Raw genomic sequence first — 20072 nt, 5'->3', positions numbered from 1 at the left:
GACGTGGCCGAAGAGATGATGAGCTACGTGAAGAACAACATCCTGGTTCAGTCCGCCCAGGCCATGCTGGCTCAGGCGAATCAGGTGCCTCAGGGCGTTCTCCAGCTGCTGGGCTAATCGCCTAAAGGCCAAAATATCTCATACGCATAAACAAGGGGGCTGGGCCTGTGCCCGGCCCCCATTTTTGAGGAGAGGATCACTGCATGGACGCAATGGCACTGGCCCGGCGGCTGGCCGGCCTCGGGCAGAGCAAGGAGGCCTGTCAGGCCTATACCTTAGCCCTGGAGGGGGCGGCCCCGGAGGAAAAGATGGAAGCGGCCCTGTATATCCTCCAGTCAGGCGGGGATTACCGGATTTCTTACACCTGTTTTCAGGAGCTCTACCGTCAGGGCCATTTCCGGGAGGACTGTCTGTCCATTATGACCCAGGCCTTCTATGAGCCTAACATAAAGGCTCTGAAAAAGCGCTACGAAAAAAACTGCAAGCTGCTTGCGAAGTACCCCTACCTGTTCAAAAAGGACTTTGTGCCCTTCGAGGACCTGCCCATCCGCTTTTATCCCTACGACGATACGGGGTATCTCCCCTTTTATGTGGAGGCGGAGCGGTTTGGGGATTACCTGAACTTGAAATATCCCGTTGTCAGCCGGAACTTTTTCAAAAATTTGGACAAACCCATCCTGGCGGACAGCGTTTATTCTCAATATGAATTGGAATATTTAAAGGATAACGTCCGGGACAGTGAACGTGTCGGGCGTGAAAACCATGTCTATCTGCACTATCCGGACTGGGGTGAGTTCTGCGCCTATTTGCAGTGCTGGAGTCTGCGTCCCCTGCTGGAGGGCGAGAAGCTGGTGTTTTTAATCGGGGACGAGCTTGAACAGTACCCCATAGACTTTAAGGCTCGATTCGGCATTGACTACAGTCAATGTGCCCCCAAGCCCGTCGGAATCCGGGAGATTAACAAGCTGGTGTGGCACACTCAGCTCTCCTCCCACAACGGCGGCGACTTCTTCAATGAGGTCTTTGACGGCCATCCCAATCTTCTGGTTATGCCCTCTGTCTATCTGGAGATGGTAGAGGGCCAGATTAGCGATTTAAGAAAGGGGCTGAACATGGCGGGCAGTCTGGAGGAGGCCCTGTCTATGATTAACCTCAGCCCTCATCTTTTGACCGAGCTCTACCATCTCAAAAAACCCACCGATAAGGACCTGATGGCAGCGCTGTTTCTGAACTCCTCTTATGCAGCCTATGCCCTTGACCAAAACGCCCGCATCGCTCCGGCTGTGTTTTTCCAGCCCCATTTTATGGATCTTCAATACAGTATGGAGCCGGACAGCGCGGGGCGCACGGTCCTGTCCGCCAAAAGCCTTGACGAACTGCGCAGCTGCCGTTTTTTCAATGAGTTCCGGTATATCAAAACCTTTACCCCCATGCGGCGGATAACCAACAGCTACGCCGCCACGGTCCGGTTTATGTATCTGGTGGCAAAGATGAGCGAGACAGGAAAATCAGAGGATCAGGACATGGTGGTCGGTGACGCGATGACCAGATATCTCCTGAACCGCAGCTTTCTGATCGACCCGGAGGACCGCTTCTATCAGGACAGCGTTTTGGTGCGCTTTGAGGACGGCAAGCTGAATCCCAAAGCTACCTTTACCGCCCTGGCGGCGTTTCTGGACCTGCCCTATACCGAAAGCATGACTTACTGTTCCGAAAAAGGTGTCCTGAACCCCCACCATGAGACGAAGGGCTTTGATCCGGTTTCCGTCTACCGCACCCACGATGAGTATGCTAACGAAACGGAGCGGTATTTCATTGAGTATTTCATGCGGGACGCCTATGAGTTCTATGGCTACGACTTTCACTTTTACGACGGCTCGCCTATAGATGAGGAGAAAGTTCGGGAACTGATTGCCGGGTTTACCACCCTTAACGGATATATTCAGGAGACGTGGCAGAAAATGGTAAAAACAATAGAGGTTGACTGTGGAGATCAGAAGCTGGCGGCCGGGGAAGAGGAACGTATCCGGGAAGAGGCGGTAAACAGGTCGATGGTGGATCATATTCAAAGGCTGGGTAAAAACCGTTTGAAGATTGCGAAGTCCCTTTTGCGGGGCCTCCGGTTTGTCAATCGGAGGGGCCAGCCTCTGCGTATGATGCCTATGTTGGAACCGGACCCGGCGCTGCTGGAACAGCCGCTTTACCACTAGGAAGGGAAATCTGTTTATGAGCGAAAAGGGAACCGTTTACTTTTTCACCGGCCTGGCCGGCGCAGGGAAAACGACCATCGGCGGACTTTTCTACCAGCGGTTAAAAGATCTGAGACCGGATGCAGTTCTGATTGATGGCGACCAGACCCGCACCCAAGTGGGGCACAGTGCCCCGGACGGAACCGTCCTGAGAGAAGACTGCTACACAACGGCGGCTCGCAAGAGCGGAGCCTTGAGTGCTTTCCGGCGCTGCCGTGACCTTGCAGACGAGGGCAGAGATGTGGTTATTTGCAGTATCGCCATGTACACAGAGGTACGCGCCTGGAACCGGGAAAATATCGGCAATTATCAAGAAATTTATCTCAAAGTAACCCGGGAGACCCTGTATCGCCGGGATCAGAAGAAGCTGTACTCCTCCAGGGCAAAAAATGTAGTGGGTGTGGACCTGCCCTGGGATGAGCCAGGGCACTCCAGTGTCGTGATTCAGAACGATGGGCAAGAGACACCGGAAGAGATTGTGGACCGGCTGGTGGAGTTCTTCGGATTGGAGAAAAGATAGCTATGGTTTTTAAAGCAGATCTACATACTCACAGTACGGCCTCAGATGGGCAATATGCTCCGGCAGAGCTGGCGAAGTTGGTAAAGGCCCGGGGAACAGAGGTCTGGGCCCTGACAGATCACGACAATTTGGACGGAGTGGATGAGGCTGCAGCAGCTGGTGAAGGGCTGGGCTTGAGCGTTGTGCGGGGCGTTGAGCTGAGTGCGGATGATTATCTGAATTTGCACATTTTGGGATACAATTTTTCCTCTTCTGTGCTGGGCCCGTGGATCGACAGTCTAAAGGGCGGCCGGGACGACCGTAAGTACCGTATCCGGGATTTTCTGCGAACGAAAGGACTGGAAATTCCTCTGGACGAGGTGGACGAGGAGGCCGCCGGGGGGGCGGTAGGCCGCCCCCACTTTGCCATGGTAATGCTGCGGCATGGTATGGTGTCCACTCGCAAGGAGGCCTTTGACCGCTACCTGGATACGCCGGATTTTCAGGAGATGGAAAAGGGCAGCAAGCCCAGTGCGCAGGAGTGTGTGGAACGGATCAAGGCAGCGGGCGGGAAAGTCTCGCTGGCCCACCCCTATCAGATTGTTTTAAATGGGGAAAGTCTGGAGGAGTTGGTGAAGCGGCTTAAGGGCTATGGCCTGGATGCTGTTGAGTGCTATTACCCTGTCCACACACCGGAACAGACGGCGGAATATATGGCTATCGCAAAAAAATGCAGCCTGTGCGTTACTGGCGGCAGCGATTTCCACGGGGAGAAGAACAAACCCAACAATCCCCTTGCTGCTTGGGAAGTGGAACTTAATTGGCTGCTTTAAGGAGAGATCATTATTATGGGAGGCTCATTGGAACAATTTCAGAAAGTTTACAGAATGTTGGAAGATGAAGAGTCAAGGAATGTCTATTTAAACAAGTTAAATTGGCTCATTTCCAACAATCAAAACTATATAGACGCCATTGTAACCAATTATATTCCCAAAGCGCCGCTTTTTACCGGAAAGTCTGTCCAGGAACTATTGGATTCCTTGCCGCAGGACAGAGGGTTTGTTCTTTATGGAGCAGGAATCGTGGGGAAAACGATTCTTCCGCATTTCCAAAACGACAGACGCTTTGTTGGCTTTTGCAGTAAAACCAAGGAAAAGCAAGACAATGGATATTGTGGATATCCGGTTATGAGTCCGGAAGAATTGATTTCCCGGAAGAATTTAAGTGTCATTATATCTACAACCCGGGCAGATGAGGAGATCCATCAAATCCTGCTGAATGGCGAATATCCGGAAGAACTAATCCACCATGTAATGGAATACTACAGATATGAGGACCCGGGCCAGTACTTTGCTCCCGATTTTATGACTTATGGGGACAATGAAGTTCTGGTTGACGTTGGCTGCTGTGAATTGAACTCGTCGTTGGAAATGCTCAGGCATTGTCAAAAAGTGAAAAAGATTTATGCCTTTGAACCCGACCCGGATAACTATAAAATATGCCTGGAGAGGAAAATACGGCATCATTTAGAGCAAATTGAACTGCTGCCTCTTGGGGCATGGAGCGAGAGAACCAGCCTTCGGTTTGACGCAGTTGGCAACGGCGTTTCCCATGTGTGTGAGGCGGGAGGATGTTGCATTTCGGTGATCCCAATTGACGATGTGGCAGACCCGACGGAACAGATTACCATGATCAAAATGGACATAGAGGGAGCGGAGCTGGAAGCGCTGAAAGGGGCAAAAGAAACAATTCAGAGGGATAAGCCCAAGCTTGCAGTTTGTATTTATCACAGGCCAGAGGATATGGTAGAAATCCCTTTGTACATCAAGCAGCTGGTGCCGGATTATAAGCTGTATATACGACATCATTCAAATACTGCAGGCGAAACCGTCCTTTATGCAGTTATGCCGGAAAATTTTTCACATAGAAAGTGAGTCACAATGCAATTTGAACTGATGGCGTCTATGATGTGCGCCAATTACGGAAATCTGGAAAAGGAAGTCCAGGACCTGGAGGAGGGCGGCATCGACTCGTTTCATGTTGACATTATGGACGGGCGGTATGTGCCCAACTACGCTATGTCTCTGAATGACATGCGGTATATCGCAGGAGCTACATCTAAGCCGTTGGATGTACATTTGATGATTGAGCATCCAAACAATAATATTATATTATTTTTGAATAACTTGCGCCCCGGAGATACCGTCTACATCCATCCGGAGGCAGAGTATCACCCATCTACGACATTGCAAAGCATTATTGATTCGGGGATGATTCCGGGGATCGCGATCAATCCGGGAACCTCTGTGGAGACAGTCTTAGAGATGCTGCGCATTGTGCGAAAGGTGCTGGTGATGTCGGTAAATCCGGGCAACGCCGGGCAGATGTACCTGCCCTACGTGGGCAAAAAAATTACCAAACTGCTGTCTTTAAAAGAGGACATGGAGTTTGAAATTTACTGGGATGGGGCTTGCAGCGCGGACAAGATTCTGGAGTATGCGCCGAAAGGAGTTCAAGGCTTTGTGCTTGGGACAACGCTGTTGTTTGGAAAGGAAAAGTCCTATAAGGAGACGCTGCAAAATATCCGGGAGCTGAGATTTTGAAGAACATCGCGGTAGTGCTCTCCGGGGGCACAGGGGCCAGGATGGGGCTGGACGTCCCCAAGCAGTATATGGAACTGGCGGGGAAGCCAGTTATTGTCCACGTGCTGGAGCAGCTTCAGTGCTGTGAGGCTGTGGAGGGTGTAGTGGTAACGGCCGCCCTTGTATGGAAAAGGGGAATCCTCCAATGGAAAGAGGATTTCTCGCTGACTAAGCTGCTGGCTATAGCGCCCGCGGGAAAAGACCGTCAGCTGTCCATCCGGAGCGGGCTGCTGGCAGCGGAAGAATTTATGGGCAGCGACGAGCTATCTGGTGTGATTATCCAGGATGCTGTGCGGCCCCTGACCAGCGTAACATTGCTGACTTGCCTGATTGAGGAGCTTAAAGAGGCCCATGCTGTAATGCCTGCGCTGCCCATTACTGATACTGCCTACACCAGTCGGAACGGCCATTGGGTGGACGGACTGCTGGATCGCTCCACTTTGTTTGCGGGACAGGCCCCGGAGGCCTTTCGGTACTGGCCTTATCTGGCGCTGTACCGGGACACGCCAGAGCCCGTTTTGAGCTCTATGAGCGGCAGCTGCCAGCTGCCTTATAGTGTCGGGTGGAATGTTAAGATAATTTCAGGCGAACAGAGCAATATAAAAATTACCTATGCTGAGGATCTGAGGACCTGTGAAGAGCTCCTGCGGGAAAGAGGGAAGAAAGCTTGAAAGCGTATGTGCTGCATGGAATCGGTGATCTGCGGTATGAGGAGTGGCCTGTGCCGGAGCTTCAGCCCGGCTGGTCTTTGGTGCGAGTGCTGGCTGCCGGAATTTGCAGCTCGGATATCCCCAGGATATTTGAAAAAGGAACCTACCATTTTCCGACTATCCCAGGTCACGAGTTCTGCGGTCGAGTGGAGGCTGTACATGATGAAGCGGACAGCGGCTGGATTGGAAAACGGGTAGGAGTGTATCCTCTGATTCCCTGCCAGCAATGCCCCTCCTGTCAGAAAGGGCAGTATGAGACCTGTGAGCATTACGACTATTTAGGCTCCCGCCGGGACGGCGGTTTTGCGGAATATGCGGCAGTGCCGGTGTGGAATCTGTTGGAACTGCCGGATACGGTAAGCGATATCCAGGGGGCGTTGCTGGAGCCGGCGGCGGTGGCACTGCACGCGGTAAAGCGGGCGGAAATCCAGTCTGGAAACAGCATATGTGTTGTTGGAACGGGGGCCATCGGCCTGCTGGCAGGTCAGTGGGCGAAGCTGTTGGGCGCGGAACAGGTGGTCATAAAGGGCAGGAGCGAAGCTAAGCGGAGCCTTGCAGAGAGTTGCGGTCTAGCATATGTGACAGAGAGCGCCGGGGAGCGGTTTGACCGAGTCATCGAGGTGGTCGGGTCGGAGGCAGCCTTGACGGAAAGCATTAATCTGACCACCCCTGGCGGAAAGCTGGTGCTGATGGGCAATCCGGATGGCCCACGGACTCTTTCGCAGGATACATACTGGCGCATTCTCCGTAAACAGCTTACCTTGACCGGGACCTGGAACTCCTCCTACGGATGTGCGGAGAGCGACTGGGAGGGGGCACTGGAGGCAATGTTTAAGGGGAAATTGCGGATAGGGACAGTCGTCTCCCATCTGCTTGCGGGCCCGGAGCTTGTAAAAGGCCTGGACATCATGCGGGAAAAACAGGAGATATACAGTAAAATCGTAATCCGATGGGGTGCAATATGAGGCGGAAAAAGGGGTCCTTTGAGGATTTTTTCCAGCGCGTGATGGAAACAGGGAAACAGGTCATCCTGTACGGTGCAGGCGTCATTGGTCAAGTTGCCGCACCTTATTGGATTACTCAATATCAGTTGGAGGATAGGGTGATCTGCTATGTGGATGCGGACTCCTGCAAGCAGGGACAAACCGTGCGGATGGGGAACAGAGAGATCCCAATCTGTGCCCTGTCCACGTTAGACGAGAAGTGTGGCCAGTATATTTTACTTGTAACCGTAAGTGCTTTTGAGCCTGTCGCTCAGGCTCTGGAGCAAATACCGGGAACCTGCAACGCGGAGGTTTATTTCTTACCAATCATGCTGCTGGATATCGCCCATGCTCCCAAGAGCGGTGGAGTTATCAAAAGCAGCCAAACGCAGCTAATCCCAAAGAAAATCCACTACTGCTGGTTTGGTGAGAATTCCATTCCGACAGAGCTGCAAAAATGTATGGACTCCTGGAAGCGTTTTTGTCCGGACTACGAGATCGTCCGCTGGGACGAGAGCAGCTATGACATACATAAAACCCCCTATATGGAGCAGGCGTACGCCCATAAAAAGTGGGGGTTTGTCTCCGATTTTGCGCGGCTGGATATTTTATATCAGCACGGCGGCATTTATCTGGATACAGATGTAGAACTGCTTCGGAATTTGGACGAACTGCTGTATCAGCCGGCATTTTGCAGTATAGAAAAATGGGGAACGATAGCTTCCGGAGGCGGAGCTGGGGCACAAGCTGGAAATCCGGTCATTAAAGCAATGCTGGATTTCAGAAGCAGTTTCTCTTTCCTTCGCGAGGATGGGGCGTTCAACCAGACAGCCTGTGGATATTATGAAACGATTCCGCTACTGTCCATGGGGCTGCGACTGGACGGAACAACACAGGAAATTGCGGGCGGGATGATGACAGTCTATTCCTCAGACTTTTTCCTTCCATTTGACTATATAAGCGGGAAAACCAACCTGACCAAAAACACATTTTCTATCCATCATTACAGCGGGAGCTGGCTGGAGGAAAATGCGGCGGCGGAGCGGCTGAAGACCAGACAGTGTTTTGAGACATTTCGGAAAACATTAGAGGACTAAAATCGGAGTTGGAGGCAGGCGAGAAAATGAAAAAGATTACAATCGTTTTGCCGGTTTACAACGGAAGCAGGTACTTGTCTGCGTCGATTGAGAGTGTAATCATGCAGACTTATCAAAATTGGGAGCTGATTGTGGTGGATGACTGCTCTTCTGACGGCTCCCTGCAGATTGCAGAGGGGTATGCGCAGAGAGACAGACGAATCAGGGTCATTTTAAATGAGGTCAACCAAAGGCTGCCCAAATCGCTGAATATCGGTTTTGGGGAGGGAACAGGGGAATATCTGACCTGGACCTCAGACGACAATCTATATCATGAACAGGCAATCGAGACAATGGCAGAATACCTGGACAGCCATGAGCAGTGTGGCTTGGTGTACTGCGACATGCAGTACATTGATCACATGGGAAAAGTCATATCTGATAATCGGGGAAATGACCACAACCTGTTTTTGAACGACTGTGTAGGTGCGTGCTTCATGTATCGGAAAAGCGTGGCAGACGCGATAGGCGGATATGATCCGGATCAGTTTTTAGTGGAAGACTATGATTATTGGTTGAGGATTGGCTTTCAGTATCCGGTAGAGAGGGTCCCGGAGATTATGTATTCATATCGCTTTCACGACGGAAACCTGACTGCCGGCCGTGAAAGAGAGATTATGGAGAAAGTAGCGGCGCTGAAAACGGGGTATCTGGAGCCTATCTCAAGGCGGCTGAATAATCATGACTTCATTGTGTTCTGCACAGGGATTCTGCTGAACAAACCAGACAGCAGCCTGCGGATTGAAAGGATCGCTCAGGAGAGAGGGCTGGAGTTTCACTCGGAGGAATACATTTTAAGCCGCAATTCCTTTGATCCTTCTCAAAAATTTATTATCTTTGGCGCCGGTGTTCAGGGCCAGCGGGCGCTGCGCACATTGGGAGCAGAGAGAGTGGCATACTTCGCAGACAATCGGATGAGCGGTCAGGTAATTGAGGGTATACAGGTCATATCTGCGGAGCAAACAAAGGAAATGCAGAATATTTATAATATCACCGTTGCCGCCGGATACCACTATGTTGCGGAAATTATAGAGCAGTTTCAAGAGTTGGGGATTACCAGGTTTTCTATTTTTCATCTGCTTAAAACGGCCCAAACGAGCACTTTGCGCTGATTGGAGGTTCTTTCATGGAGGAGATTGAGAGATATTATCAGGAGCTGCACAATTCTCTGGGGACGGAGGAGCTATGTCAGGAGTTTGTCAAGCAGGTCATGCAGACGATGCAGGATGTTTTTGACCAAATACCGGACGGTGCCCGTGTGGGGATACGAGGAGCTGGTAATCATACAAAGAAGCTGCTGGAAGCGTTGCGCCTCTCTGACAAGAATATTGTGGGAATCTATGACCGGGGAGCAATAGAAGCCCGTTTTTGCGGTTATCCGCTGTATCCGGCTTCGGACATTCAGACTATGGCGCTTGACTGTATTATCATATCGAATTACTTCTATCGCGATGAGATCAGAGAGGAACTGGCCAACAGTCCTGTTCCGGTTGTTGATCTCTATGCTGTATTGGAAGAGCGGGGGCTGACCCTGCGGGGCCCTTTCTATATGTGTGGGCCGGATACCCCCTTGGTGTTAAACCATTTCTACTGGAATTACAGGAACCGGAAGTGTGAAGAAACCCTGCGTGAGCTGCTGCAGGCGGCGCTGGAGCAGAAATGCTTTGTACTGATCTCCCAGCTTTATGAGGAGAACGGAGGCGCTGACGGGGCATGTCCCGTTTTGATCCGGATATGGAAAGGGGTTCAGCGCTTGCTGGAGCTTATCCAGGAAAAGCTCCAGGCCAGAAAACAGAGAGACATTATTTTATTTTGGACGGACGCAATGTCCTTTTCAGACTTGGACAGCATGCCGGAGACAAAGAGGCGGGCTGAAACGAACGCCTGCTTTTTCCAAAGAACCTACACACATACCCCATATACAAACGCGACATTACGGGCGATGTTTCAGGGCAAGCTGCCCATTGACGATTATCCCAATATGGAGCAAATTGTGGACCGCGGAAACAGTCCGCTCCTTCAGTATCTGGAAGATATGGGTTATGACTTTCGCTTCTTTGTACAAATCGGCCTGGAAATCAGCAGCAACTATAAGACAGAGAGGTCATATGCGTCGAACACGGCAATCTGGTGGTGTGGACTGCAGCACCTGTTAAAACAGCAGCGCCCCTGCTTTTACATTTTTCAATTTTCAGCAGAGTGTCATATTCCCATTTCCTACCCCACTCAAGCACGTGGATATATAGGCTTGATATACATGAAAAAATCCAGCGCCGAGTTAGCGCGGGAAGCCTCGTTGCGATATCTGGATCAGTGCCTGACGCTTTATGATTGGCTCCTGGGTGACAAAGTTCAAGTAGTGCTCAGCGACCATGGCGCCGACTGGGAGGATCAGGAATTTTGGCGTGAGGCCCGGCTTCATGCATACTGCTTTGTAAAGGGCGAAGGTATCCCTGCGATAAATGTCCAACAGTTTTTTCCCTATCAAAACTTTATGAATCTGGTCCGATGGATCATAGACCCCGCACAGACCCCCCTTGAAACCATCACATCGGACGAAGTGCAGTTTCAGGATACAGACTATTATAACTCGATCTCCGTTCTGAGCATGTTAAAAGGGGGCATCCCTAGGCGCGGCCTGGCCTATCGCGGCGTGCAGACCGAGCGATATAAATATGTGATTAACTCTTTAGGTGAAGACTTTTTCTGCCTGTCTCAGGATGGCGAGGAAATTCCTGTCCCGTTAAAGGACGAGGAACTGCGGGCAGAGCTTCGGAAAAAATGCGGAATGCACTTCCTGGATATCAGAAAATATAAGCGTTTTCAATATAGCAAGGAACTGTATAAAGCAATCCGGGAAACGGAACCGGAGAGTAATCAGCCTCTCTGGCTCACAGAGGAGTCATAGGCCATCTGAAAAGAAGGGAGCATGGATGTGGGCGAGAAAAAAATAATTCTATTTGGCGCCGGCGACTTTGGGAGAAGAGCGCTGGAGTATTTTGGCGCAAAACAGGTATACTGCTTTGCCGATAATAATCCTCAGCTGGCCGGAACGGATGTGGAAGGCATCCCTGTGCGCTCATTTGAACAAATGAAAGAAATATGTCAGGATTATCGGATCGTCATTTCGGTGAATACCCGCATAGCCATTGTTCTGGCTAAACAGCTGGAGGAAGCGGGGATCAAGGAATACGACTTGTTTGTTGAAATGATGAACCGTGCGGCTGTTGGCTCTGCAAAACTTACTATCAATTATGTCACAGTATTTCAAAAAGCGGAGCGGTGGCTGCTGGAGCACTCCGTGCCTGGCGCTGGAATTATCAACAATACCGATGCCCCAGAGCCATACCCCGAAGTCACGGGTTATTTTATCCCGTCCCTGCTCCGCTGGGGCTATCGAGAGCTGGCTTTGACCTACGCAAGGTGGCTCTGCTCCATTCAGAAATCGGATGGGTCCTGGTATGATACCTTCGACCGGGCCCCCTATGTTTTCGATACCGCACAGATTTTGAAAGGACTCTTGGCCATTCGTGACTTGTATCCCGAGGCCGACGATCACATCAAACGCGGATGTGACTGGATTTTGACCAACGTGGATCAGGAGGGGCGTATACATACCCCCGATCAAAGCCAGTGGAACAAAGAAGATACCTCTGACCTGATCTATCTGTATTGCTTGTCTCCCCTATATAAAGCCTCAGCGATATTTAGCATTCCGGAATATACACAGAAAGCGGACAAAGTAAAAGCGTATTATATCCAAAATCGGATGGATGAGATTATGGGCTTCCGGCTGCTTTCTCATTTTCAAGCCTATGTACTGGAGGCCCTCTGCGATTTGGGGGAAACAGATCTCGCCAGGCGTGCGATGGAAAATATTGCGCAGCTTCAGCGGGAAGACGGAATGGTTCCTGCTCGCCGCAGCGTCAACTGGGTCTGTTCAACAGGACTGTTCCAGCTCGCCCTTGTCTGGTACAAGCTGGACGAGCTGGAGCGGGGAAATCGCGCGCTGCAATATGCCTGCTCTCTTCAAAATCAGTCAGGGGGATGGTACGGCAGCTACGCTACTGTGGAAGGAGAAATTCGGGCCTTCAACGAAAAAGAGTATCCCCGCTATTTTACAAACAGTGAGATCAGCTGGGCGGTAAAATATTTCCTGGATGCCTTGGCGGCCCGCTGCCAGTTGGAGTTTGAGCGGCATGCCGGACAATTCTACGACTTCGTTGATAAAGAGGACGGACGTTACCAGTTGATCTTGGCAGCCTGCCAACAGCTTCCCCACGGTGGGAGAGTCTGCGATGCAGGGTGCGGCAAGGGACGTTATGTGCGGAATCTGCTGGAGGACACAGCTGACCAAAGCATTCAATTCAGCTGTGTGGATATCTCGGAAAATGTGTTAAATGCCTATCTGCCGGAGGATATTCGGGTGGAAGCTCATCAGGGAACTCTGACAGAGATGCCCTACCCGGATGAGGCGTTTGATATGGTCTATACCTGTGAGGCACTGGAACATGCCGTAGGAGTTGAAAATGCGCTGAAGGAGTTGCTGCGGATCACACGGACAGGTGGAAAGGTGATTGTGATTGATAAGCCGAAAAGTGCGGCAGGATTTCTCCCCATCGAGACCTGGGAGCAGTTAATCGACGACAGTATACTGGAAAAGGTCTCCCATTTGCTGGGCTGCCGGCTGGAAATTGCGAGAAATTTACCCTATGACGTGAACAAGCAGGACGGACTGTTTGACGCGTGGATATTGGAAAAAGGTGTAATATAACATGGTGATAGGATATACAGCGGGTGTTTATGATCTGTTTCATATAGGGCACTTAAACCTTTTGAAAAATGCGAAAGGAATGTGTGATAAGCTGATTGTTGGAGTTACAACCGATGAGCTTGTGACCTACAAAGGCAAACACCCTATCATACCTTTTGAAGACAGGATTGAGATTGTCAGAAGCATTAAATATGTAGACGCCGCCATTCCGCAGCGGGATATGGACAAAGTCTCAATGTGTAAAAAGCTCAAGGCCCAGCTGCTCTTTGTGGGTGATGACTGGTATGGAACAGAAAAATGGCAGGATTATGAGCGGGATCTGAACTGTTATGGGATCAAAGTAGTTTATTTTCCCTACACAAAGGGGACCTCCTCCACTGTGATTGAGAACACCCTGGAAAGCGCTTACAGAGCGGGGATGGGAACAGCCGCCATGACGGATTATTGACGGAAGCGGGAGGAAATTCCAATGGATATTATCATGTTTGGCGCTGGTGCGTCCGCCCGAATACTGTATGATGAGATTGCACAGACTGGTAAGGTTGTTGCGTTTGCAGACAATGATATGGGCAAATGGGGAAAATCTCTATTTGGCGCCCCAATTTGTAATCCAGAAAAATGTCTGAATGAACTGAAGTATGACAGGGTCGTTATATCCGCATTCTGTGGGTTGGAGGACATCCGCAATCAGTGTATTGCGCTGGGAGTCCCTCCAGAAAAAATTGTCACATCCTATTTTGAATCCTCTAAAGAGAGCCGTAAGGTGTTTTTGAAAAATCTTGCCCCGATTTTGAATGAGCAGGAGCAGGAGGCAGATGTAGCAGAGGCGGGCGTATATCAGGGAGGATTTTCCAAATGGATCAATTATTATTTTCCAAACCGGACACTTCACCTGTTTGATACCTTTGAAGGCTTTGACCCACGTGATCTCGCCATAGAGCGGGAGCATGCTTTCTCATCGGAAGAGGCAGGTCACTTCCGCGAAACCTCTGTGGACCTTGTTATGGCACAGATGCCATACCCGGAACAATGCAAGATACACAAGGGGTACTTTCCGGATACGGCAGTTGGTTTGGATCGTAAATTTTGCTTTGTCAATTTGGATTTAGACTTATACCTGCCGCTGTATCGCGGTCTGCATTTTTTTAAGGATAAAATGACTGACAGCGGTATCATTTTGGTGCATGATTATTTCTCCTCCGGATACAAAGGAGCCCAAGCGGCAGTAGAAACATTTCTATCTGAGAGTGGGAAAGTGATCAGAAAATACCCAATCGGAGATAACGCCAGTGTAATGCTAACCGGGAATTGGGGCCACAATTAAAAACGATGGAGGAGGTTTAAATGGTCGATAAAGAATATTGCATGAGCTCATACCTGGCGCTTCGATACATTGAAGCGGATGATAAAGATTTTTTTCCAGGACTTCATCACAGAAATATTTCGGCTCCCTGGAAGGATCACACTTATCCTGTCAAAACAGCGGCTGACATAGACAAAATAATTATGGATCAGCTTTCTGCGTTGAAAGATGAGAAGCTGGGTCTCCTCCTCTCTGGCGGGATGGACTCTGCTATTCTGGCTTCGTATATGCGAGGCTGTGACGCCTATACTTTCCGATTTCTGAATGGAGCATATCAAAAGGAAGAACTGCAAAGGGCGGAATACTACGCAAAATATTATGGGCTAACCTTACACTATGTGGATGTCAGCTGGGAAACCACAGTTGAGCCATATCTGGAGCCGCTCATGCGCGCAAAAGCAGCCCCTGTCCACTCCATTGAGCCCCAAATCATGCAGGCGGCACTCCAAGCTAAAGCCGACGGTATTACCATGATGATTATAGGAAATGGAAGTGATTATGTTTTTGGAGGAATGGACCAGCTGTTGTCTCAGGATTGGCCGTTTCATAGTTTTATAGAGCGGTACAGCTTCCTAAAACCAGAGGATGTCCTGGTAAATCCTGTTGATATGTCATATCTCTTTGAGCGGTATCGAACCGGAAATAATATCGATTTCTTAAAATTTATGGAGTGTATTTCCACTTCAGAAAGCTTTGCTTCTTATCAAAATGCCTTTTTTACTACAAATCTTCTCTATCTAGACCCCTATGCCTGTATGAAAATGGCGGAACCGCTGGATTTACCCCGTGTACGCAGCGGTGAGTCTAAATATCTGATCCGGGAACTTTTCTCCCAAAAGTATCCTGGAATACCGATTCCGGAGAAGGTTCCCATGCCACGTCCGGTTGACAATTACTTTCAGGACTGGGACGGCCCTGTTCGCTATGAGTTCAAACAAAATTTGGACATAAGCAGTTTTTCTGGAAATCAAAAGTGGCAGTTATACTGCCTGGAACAGTTCCTTAACCTTTATGAACCGAAAATAGATTGTGCGGTTTAAGCACAAAAGCTGTACTCCAAAAGTAGAAGAACCTTTTGCAGCTATTTGACATCGAACTGCACTCAAAAAACCAGCAAAAAAATAATTGACAAACCGGCGCTGATGGGGTATGATAATGTGCAATTATTATAAAAGCAATGATCGGGATAGTAGGCTTGTCTGGATCTGCAGAGAGGGCGCGGTTGGTGTAAGCGCCTGTGAAGGACCTCCTGCCGAACCTCACCCGTGAGCAGTCCGGCTGAACCGGCGGAACGCCGCAGTAGGGTGGAACGGTCTCCCTCCGTTACAGGGGCAGCGAGCGCATGGCGGCACGCCATGAATTTAGGTGGTACCACGGAGTATTCAGCTTCGTCCTATTCAGACAGGACGAAGCTCTTTGTTTTTACGGAGGTGACGTTTTATGAACGGAGCGCAGGCGCTGATTGAGAGCTTAAAGCGGGAGGGCGTGGCCCACATATTTGGCTACGCCGGGGCCACTATCTGCCCCGCTGTGGACGCCCTGAAGGACGTGCCCGAGATTGGCTACACTCTGGTGCGGACCGAGCAGAACGCGGGGCACATGGCCTCGGGCTACGCCCGGGTAAGCGGCAGGGTGGGGGTGTGTATGGTCACCTCCGGCCCGGGAGCGACCAACCTGATTACCGGCATCGCCACCGCCTACATGGACTCCATCCCCATGGTAGCCATCACCGGGCAGGTACCCAGCCACCTGCTGGGCCGGGACATCTTCCAGGAGGTGGACATCACCGGCGCGGTAGCCCCCTTCTCCAAGCACAGCTACCTGGTGAAGGACCCCAATCAGATCCCCCGGATCGTTCGTGAGGCCTTCCACATCGCCTCCACCGGCCGGCCCGGCCCGGTTTTGATTGACATCCCCATTGACGTCCAGGAGCAGGCCTTGAAGGCTTTTGACTGGCCGGAGGAGGTCAGCATCCGAGGCTACAAGCCCAGCGTGAAGGGCAACGACCTGCAAATCAAACGGGTGGCGGGTGCCATCGCGAAATCGAAACAGCCCATTATCTGCGCCGGCGGCGGCGTGTGGCTGGCGGACGCCCAGGCCGAGCTGCTGGAGCTGGCCGAAGAAACGGGCATTCCGGTGGTCAAGACCATGATGGGCATCTCTCTCCTGCCTACCGACCATCCTCTGAACATGGGGATGATCGGGGCCCACGGGAACCACTGCGCCAACAAGGCCCTGGCCAAGTCCGACCTGCTGATTATGGTGGGCACCCGGGCGGCCGACCGGGCCATCATCCAGCCCGACGAGATCCAGCGGCGGATGGCCACCATCCACATTGACGTGGACCCGGCGGAGATCGGCAAGAACATGCAGGCCGCCGTCCCCTTGGTGGGGGATGTGAAGGTGATTCTGCGCCAGCTGCTGGACCTGGGGCTCACCGCCCCCGACTGCACCCAGTGGCGGGCCCAGCTGGCCGACTACCGGAAAGCGGAGCTGAGCCGTCAGTTCCCCAGCCGCCCGGGCTCGGTCTTCCCCGGCACCGTCATGCGGAAGCTGGGCGCTAAGCTGGCTGACGACGCTGTCGTCTGTGCCGACGTGGGGCAGAACCAGATTTTTACATGCAAATACCTGCCTCAGAAGCACGGACGCCTCCTCACCAGCGGCGGCCTGGGCACCATGGGCTACGCCCTGCCCGCCGGGGTGGGGGTGAAGGTGGCCCAGCCGAACAGGCAGACGGTAGTGATCTGCGGCGACGGCTCCTTCCAGATGGCCATGAACGAGCTGGCCGCGGTGAAGTACGCCAGGATGGACCTGAAAATTGTCCTGTTTCGGAACAACACCCTGGGCCTGGTCCACCAGATTCAGAGCCGGGCTCCCTATCACGGCCCCTTTGGGGTGTCTCTGGACGGCTCCCCTGACTTCGAGGCCATTGCCGCCGCCTACAGCATTCCCTGCGTGACCGTGAGCGAAGAGGAGGCGCTGGACGCCTCCATCGACAGGCTTTTGAACGAGGAGGGCCCCTGCCTGATGATCTGCCAGGTCCACCCCGACGTATCCACCACCGACTAAAGGAGGGAGAAGATGAAACAGACCATTTCCGTCCTGGTGGAGAACCAGGCCGGCGTTCTGAACCGCATTACCGGGCTGTTCTCCCGCCGGGCCTTTAATATTGAGTCCCTGGCTGTGGGCGTCACCGACGACCCCGCCTTCTCCCGCATCACCATCATCGTGGACAGCGGAAACAGCGTGGTGGAGCAGGTGGAAAAGCAGCTGAACAAGCTCATCGAGGTCATCAAGGTGCGCACCATTCCCGAGGACAAGCTCATTGGCCGGGAGCTGGTGCTGGTCAAGGTCAACGCCACCACCAAGACCCGGCAGGATATTATGACCATCTGCGATATTATGGGGGCCAGGGTGGACGATATCTCCCCCAGCTCCCTCACCCTGGAGCTGTCCGACACCCCCGACCGCATCGACACCTTCGAGGCCATGCTCCGCCCCTTCTCCATTCTGGAGGTGGTACGCACCGGCGTCATCGCCCTGCAAAAGGGCGGGGGAAAGATATGAAGTTTTTAAAAAAGCTTTTCGGGAAAAAGAAGTATCAGATTACTCCGATTGAGCTGGTCAAGTGGGCGGAGCCGCTGTTCGGCGAGGGCGAAAAACCGGCCGAGGGCTTTCCCGAAGCGCTGGTCGCCTCCTACGAGGCGGCGGCAGGCCTCCGGCTCCCCGCCGCCCTGCGGGAATTTCTGCTGGCCTGCGGCAAGGCCAGTCTAAACCGTATGCTCCACCGGATTGCGGTTCCCCACCAGGACGCGGCCCCCTTTGACGATAATCTTACCTTCTCCCATGAATATCTGGCAGATGAGCTGGACTGCAACGACCCGGAGGACGACACCCCGGAGCAGAAGCAGCTCCGGGCTCTGCCCCGGGAGCGCTGGGGCGAGCTTACTGGTAACTATCTGCTGATATGCTGGGAAAACCAGGGCAGCTGGTGCGCCGGGATCCGAAAAGAGGACCTGGACCAGCCTGACCCGGTGGTGTGGCGTGACGACGACATGCCGGTCCCCACCTGGACAAAAGTGAACGACTCGGTCAGCGCGCACCTGATGGGGATTGTCCTGGAAGCGATTATAGAGGAAACCACCGCCGAGAGCGACTATATTGAGGACCCGGCGGAAATCCAGGCCACGCTGAAAAAATACAAGGTAGACTTTGCTCCTCTGAAGGCGGCGCCCCCTTTCACAGGCGGCGAGCAGCTCCACACCTGTTTGGATACCCGGCACAACAGGCTGTTTATCTACCATGAGGCAGACGAACAGCGTCCGGAGGCGCTGACGGTCATCTCAGAATGGAGCGTGTGGAAAGGATAGCATCCATGCCCTGCAAAAGGGCGGGGGGAAGATTTGATTATTCAGGAGGATAATGATAATGGAACTTCAAATTATCCCAAAGCAGGATCATATTCCTGAGTTTGACAACCAAGCGATTCAAGTACAATATATGGAATTGGGATGCAAAAACTACAGCGGCGACAAGATTACAGAGGATTTGATCTCCAAATTTCTCAAGCAGATTCCCTCCGGCTTGGATGCCATTCTGTACCTCGACCCGGACGGCGAGGATAACTGGATGGAGGTTCTTTGTGACGGGGAATGGCTGGCCTTAGGCTTCAGCGGCGATTTTGGCGAAAACAATTATTACTCCTACAATCCCGCCTTTGCCGGCAAACCGGATATGACCAAACTCAAAAGCGGCGGTCAGTCTCCCGTTGAAAAAATGCTCGCCATTCAGGACATGGAAGCCGGCGTGAAAGCAGTAGAGTATTTCATCCGAACCGGAGAATTTTATCCGGGAATTGATTGGGCAAAGCAGCTGTAAATAGAAACCAGCATCAGGCTTGCGCCCAAAAGGCCCCCTTCGTAAGGAGGCTGTCAGCGAAGCTGACTGGGGGGGCCGTAAAAACCCTCCACCACCGGCTTCGCCGGCGGTCCCCCTCCCTTTTGTAAAGGGAGGCCTGTCCCTGCGGGGTGATGAAAGCGCTTAGTAAGGAAACAAGGAGGATGTCTTATGAGCTGTCTTGGCGGCTTTCGGGCCATTACAAGGGAACAGCTGGACACGCTGCGGGCGGTGCCCCGGGCGGACCGGGTTCCCGACTACCTGGACGAGATGGAGACGGTGGACATTTTTGACGTGGACAAAGCCTGGGACGCCATGCACCGGGCCCTGTGCGCAAGCGAACTGAAATTCGGAAACACTCCCGCCCCCGGCTGCTGGGTCATCTTGGGCGGCGAGGTCCTCCGGGGGGACCGGGAGGGAGAGGAGGACTATCTTGTCGTCTGCAAGTCCCCTGAGCAGGTCCGTCAGGTAGATCAGTTCCTTCAGGGCTTGACGGAGGAGGCCTTTCGGAAGCTCTATTTCTCCATCGATCCCGAGGAATACGAATACCCGATGGATGAGGAAGATTTCGGATATACCTGGGAGTATTTGTCGGATTCCCGCCCCTTCTGGCACAGCGCGGCGGAAAAGGGACTTTGGGTCCTGTTCGATGTAGACCAATAGAGAAAACTATCAGTTTTACACCAAAAAGGCCCCCTTCGTAAGGGGGCTGTCAGCGAAGCTGACTGGGGGTTTCCATAAAAACCCTCCACCACCGGCTTCACCGGCGGTCCCCCTCCCTTTTGCAAAGGGAGGCTTGTCCCTGCGGGGGGACGAAAGA

Annotated in this window: 20 protein-coding genes and 1 other annotated feature; all 20 genes read left to right on the top strand. The window is 52.2% G+C overall.

Features of this window, described 5'->3' with window-relative positions:
* Positions 1 to 117 (top strand): flagellin (locus D1641_RS11230; protein WP_279285680.1); only part of this gene is annotated, 117 nt, incomplete at its 5' end.
* Between the two features lie 86 nt (positions 118 to 203).
* Positions 204 to 2210 (top strand): hypothetical protein, encoded by a 2007-nt coding sequence (locus D1641_RS11225; protein WP_160665708.1) that lies wholly within the window; start codon positions 204 to 206, stop codon positions 2208 to 2210.
* A 16-nt stretch (positions 2211 to 2226) separates the two neighbouring features.
* Complete coding sequence (locus tag D1641_RS11220) at positions 2227 to 2769, top strand: adenylyl-sulfate kinase (RefSeq protein ID WP_160665706.1); 543 nt, start codon at positions 2227 to 2229, stop codon at positions 2767 to 2769.
* Between the two features lie 2 nt (positions 2770 to 2771).
* Entirely contained in the window at positions 2772 to 3581 is an 810-nt protein-coding gene (locus D1641_RS11215; RefSeq protein ID WP_160665704.1) for a PHP domain-containing protein, read from the top strand.
* Positions 3582 to 3608: 27 nt separating this feature from the next.
* Positions 3609 to 4682 carry an FkbM family methyltransferase gene (locus D1641_RS11210; protein WP_160665701.1) on the top strand — a complete coding sequence of 358 codons (1074 nt, stop codon included), beginning with the start codon at positions 3609 to 3611 and terminating at the stop codon, positions 4680 to 4682.
* Between the two features lie 6 nt (positions 4683 to 4688).
* The gene (locus D1641_RS11205) at positions 4689 to 5351 is read left to right on the top strand and encodes a ribulose-phosphate 3-epimerase (RefSeq protein WP_160665699.1); all 663 of its coding nucleotides are present in this window, start codon (positions 4689 to 4691) and stop codon (positions 5349 to 5351) included.
* The gene (locus D1641_RS11200) at positions 5348 to 6061 is read left to right on the top strand and encodes an IspD/TarI family cytidylyltransferase (RefSeq protein WP_160665697.1); all 714 of its coding nucleotides are present in this window, start codon (positions 5348 to 5350) and stop codon (positions 6059 to 6061) included. Before D1641_RS11205 ends, D1641_RS11200 begins: the two co-directional genes overlap by 4 nt.
* Positions 6058 to 7065: a galactitol-1-phosphate 5-dehydrogenase gene (locus D1641_RS11195; RefSeq protein ID WP_160665695.1), complete on the top strand. Its 1008-nt coding sequence runs from the start codon at positions 6058 to 6060 to the stop codon at positions 7063 to 7065. Before D1641_RS11200 ends, D1641_RS11195 begins: the two co-directional genes overlap by 4 nt.
* Positions 7062 to 8180, top strand: a complete 1119-nt coding sequence (locus D1641_RS11190) for a glycosyltransferase (protein WP_160665693.1) — start codon at positions 7062 to 7064, stop codon at positions 8178 to 8180. Before D1641_RS11195 ends, D1641_RS11190 begins: the two co-directional genes overlap by 4 nt.
* Positions 8181 to 8206: 26 nt before the next feature.
* Positions 8207 to 9331, top strand: coding sequence for a glycosyltransferase (locus D1641_RS11185; RefSeq protein ID WP_160665690.1), 1125 nt, complete (start codon positions 8207 to 8209; stop codon positions 9329 to 9331).
* Positions 9332 to 9345: 14 nt separating this feature from the next.
* Complete coding sequence (locus D1641_RS11180; RefSeq protein WP_160665687.1) at positions 9346 to 11127, top strand: hypothetical protein; 1782 nt, start codon at positions 9346 to 9348, stop codon at positions 11125 to 11127.
* A gap of 27 nt (positions 11128 to 11154) precedes the next feature.
* A complete protein-coding gene (locus D1641_RS19870) occupies positions 11155 to 12993 on the top strand; it encodes a methyltransferase domain-containing protein (RefSeq protein ID WP_160665685.1) in 1839 nt (612 codons plus the stop codon).
* 1 nt (position 12994) lies between these two features.
* Positions 12995 to 13441: an adenylyltransferase/cytidyltransferase family protein gene (locus D1641_RS11170; RefSeq protein WP_160665683.1), complete on the top strand. Its 447-nt coding sequence runs from the start codon at positions 12995 to 12997 to the stop codon at positions 13439 to 13441.
* Positions 13442 to 13462: 21 nt separating this feature from the next.
* A complete protein-coding gene (locus D1641_RS11165; RefSeq protein WP_160665680.1) occupies positions 13463 to 14317 on the top strand; it encodes a TylF/MycF/NovP-related O-methyltransferase in 855 nt (284 codons plus the stop codon).
* Between the two features lie 20 nt (positions 14318 to 14337).
* Positions 14338 to 15396 carry an asparagine synthase-related protein gene (locus D1641_RS11160; protein WP_160665678.1) on the top strand — a complete coding sequence of 353 codons (1059 nt, stop codon included), beginning with the start codon at positions 14338 to 14340 and terminating at the stop codon, positions 15394 to 15396.
* A 128-nt stretch (positions 15397 to 15524) separates the two neighbouring features.
* Positions 15525 to 15755: a binding site (T-box leader), on the top strand.
* Positions 15756 to 15796: 41 nt separating this feature from the next.
* A complete protein-coding gene (ilvB, locus tag D1641_RS11155) occupies positions 15797 to 17425 on the top strand; it encodes a biosynthetic-type acetolactate synthase large subunit (protein WP_160665675.1) in 1629 nt (542 codons plus the stop codon).
* A gap of 12 nt (positions 17426 to 17437) precedes the next feature.
* Positions 17438 to 17923: an acetolactate synthase small subunit gene (ilvN, locus tag D1641_RS11150; RefSeq protein WP_160665671.1), complete on the top strand. Its 486-nt coding sequence runs from the start codon at positions 17438 to 17440 to the stop codon at positions 17921 to 17923.
* Entirely contained in the window at positions 17920 to 18726 is an 807-nt protein-coding gene (locus tag D1641_RS11145; protein WP_160665669.1) for a hypothetical protein, read from the top strand. The genes ilvN and D1641_RS11145 overlap by 4 nt, the downstream gene beginning before the upstream one ends.
* Before the next feature lie 58 nt (positions 18727 to 18784).
* Positions 18785 to 19234, top strand: coding sequence for a hypothetical protein (locus D1641_RS11140; protein ID WP_160665667.1), 450 nt, complete (start codon positions 18785 to 18787; stop codon positions 19232 to 19234).
* Positions 19235 to 19423: 189 nt separating this feature from the next.
* Positions 19424 to 19915, top strand: coding sequence for a DUF1877 family protein (locus D1641_RS11135; RefSeq protein ID WP_160665665.1), 492 nt, complete (start codon positions 19424 to 19426; stop codon positions 19913 to 19915).
* Positions 19916 to 20072 lie beyond the last annotated feature (157 nt).

This window comes from Colidextribacter sp. OB.20, assembly GCF_009911595.1.
GTDB lineage: Bacteria > Bacillota > Clostridia > Oscillospirales > Oscillospiraceae > Lawsonibacter.
Note: the sequence above shows the minus strand (reverse complement) of the source record. Positions and strands in the feature narration are given on the sequence as shown.